Below are 2,213 nucleotides of genomic sequence, written 5' to 3'. Positions count from 1 at the left end.
AGTTACCTGAGTTAATCATCTTCAAAGTGTTCTTGAATTCCCCAAGACCACCAGCTCCCATGTTGAAGATCAGGTTAGCTAGCACACTCTGAACATACAGAGGCGCCTGCAACCAGTCAGGGACCAGCTTATCCAGACCCTTGACATGTGCGACAATCTCGTCGTACAGTTTTTCATCCGCATCCTCTGCGGTGATAGTAGTGTCCGGGGTGATGTTCTTGCCGGTGAAGCCGTAGCCCACAGTCCAAGGAGCACCATCCTTTTCATTAGCACCAATAGACGCCAGCACATTACGCGCGGGCTTATATCCAAACTTACTGCCATGCTTCTTCCCGAGGGGAGAGAGCGGATCGGGGTAAGCGTAAGGACGGAAGCCCTCGTGTCGCTTAAGGTCGGCGTGGGTCTGTTCGAGCCACTGCGGACGGCAAATCAATTCATTCAATATCTCTTCCTCCTGTGTAGTTGGCAGGGAGCTTGGACCTTGAACAGTCTCCGAAGTTCCCTGCCTCATTACCAGTGAGATCCCGATAATGGCAGCTAGCAATAAGACTAGCCACTTTATAATCCCTACCTCCTGTTAAAGTTGTCCGACACTGGCCGATACGTTAACGTTACCAGTGGCGATAAAAGGCACAGTGTTGACGCGCCTCATATACCACTTACAGCTACCGGATGAGAACCCATTACCACTTCTAGAGCAACTAATGGTTCGTGCCTGACTAAGACTCATCCAAACACCGAAGGAGCCAGTGATGGTTCCAGTCTGTGTATCAAAGTGAATCTCGTACAAGTCACCCTGCCCATTAAAGATTGCCACACTCCAAGGAGTGATGACAGTAATGGGAGCGTGGTCACTGCCCTGATTAACAAGATGAGTATCACCATTTGTCTGGAACGTTACAACGCCAGTAGCACTACCACCATTCTGATTACTACCACCAGAGGCAGAGAAGTTCTTACCATTGATCGGATTGGAAGCTACCGTGGTAAACGTGGAGCTAAGGTCTACACCATTAGTTCGTCTGTATCCACTGGGGCCAGCTTGGCCAGCCCCGTTGAAAGCCTCATATCTAAAAGCAAGGTCAGTACCATCTGGTCCTCTGAACCCCGTCAAGCTAGTGGGGTTGGTGACACGTCCAGCATACACACTATCGAAATCTACACCGTTAGGAAATCTGTAGCCTACGGCCATTAGACACCTCCGTTAGCTCTCTTGTTGTGAGCCAGATTGGTGGCGGACTTGATAGCCTCTACAGCAGCAACGACACTAGGAATACCCTCGCCCAAATCCCAGTCCAGAATATCCCCGAGCTTCAGAGTGATAAGATCCCAAGAGTCACCAGCTTCAGTGACAGGAACCTTCTCAGCATCGAGCAGATAGTCTCGATAGGCAAAGGTGATGAGAGTGTTACCCGGATTCACCGTGTCATACTGGAAGGTGATGGACTTGGCAACAGCCTCAACATCATACTCCCCAATCTTCTTAAAGCGACTGTTGCTCATTGAGCTGTTCCTCCAAGTTGTTTACTTTGTCAGTAAGTTCCTGTATAGCCTTGACGCACAGGGCAATCACCTGATCGGCAGCCCAAGCATTGTACTTCTCACCTTCCTTCTCAACCTGACCTTCAAGGAAGGCTTGAGGAATGTACTGCTTCATAGCATTGTCTGCCATGAGGAACACTCGCTCCTTACCGTCAGGGTTGTACCAGTCGTGGTACTTGCCGTAGGTGACGTTGAGATTATACAGCTTTTCTACTGCGTTGTCAACACTTCTGAACGTCTTACTATCCTTTAGTTTAGGATCAGACGACGGACCAAAGCCAGCTGCCGAGATGATAGGACCCACCTCGAAGTAGTGACCATCAGCCTCATACACCATAGCCGTATTCACATTCAATGAATAGTTGTAAGCGAACAGTCGGCCATGTCCGGCAGACGACAGGAACTGCAAACCAACGGCACGGGCTGTCGGGAATGGAGCTACGGCGTCACCTTCAACAATGTAATGACGACCAGTGTTGAAGAAGTTACCTCTGTCGGAAAGACGTGCAGATTCATTACCAAAACTATTACGCCAGATATACCCAGTAGCCTGTTGGTGGAGTTCTGAGAAGGCCGAAGAGTCTGCGGTCAGAGCAACGAGCGTGGTGCGTACCCCGCCAAAGTCCTGTGCTGCAAGTTTAATACCCGGAAATGTAGCGCCACCGGCCCTG

4 protein-coding genes are annotated in these 2,213 nt (G+C 50.1%); all 4 read right to left on the bottom strand.

Translation table 11 applies throughout. The features are described 5' to 3' along the window. A partial coding sequence (locus RR877_RS10430; RefSeq protein WP_332628211.1) for a glycoside hydrolase family protein occupies positions 1-442 on the bottom strand: 442 nt, incomplete at its 3' end. A 135-nt stretch (positions 443-577) separates the two neighbouring features. Next, positions 578-1,192, bottom strand: a complete 615-nt coding sequence (locus RR877_RS10425) for a hypothetical protein (RefSeq protein ID WP_332628210.1) — start codon at positions 1,190-1,192, stop codon at positions 578-580. Further along, positions 1,192-1,503, bottom strand: coding sequence for a hypothetical protein (locus tag RR877_RS10420; protein WP_332628208.1), 312 nt, complete (start codon positions 1,501-1,503; stop codon positions 1,192-1,194). Before RR877_RS10420 ends, RR877_RS10425 begins: the two co-directional genes overlap by 1 nt. Continuing rightward, positions 1,484-2,213: hypothetical protein (locus RR877_RS10415; protein WP_332628206.1), on the bottom strand; the 730-nt coding region annotated here is incomplete at its 5' end. The genes RR877_RS10420 and RR877_RS10415, both read right to left, overlap by 20 nt.

The sequence above is a fragment of the Aurantimicrobium sp. genome, assembly GCF_036667855.1.
GTDB lineage: Bacteria > Actinomycetota > Actinomycetes > Actinomycetales > Microbacteriaceae > Aurantimicrobium.
This window is presented reverse-complemented; position numbering and strand designations above follow the sequence as displayed.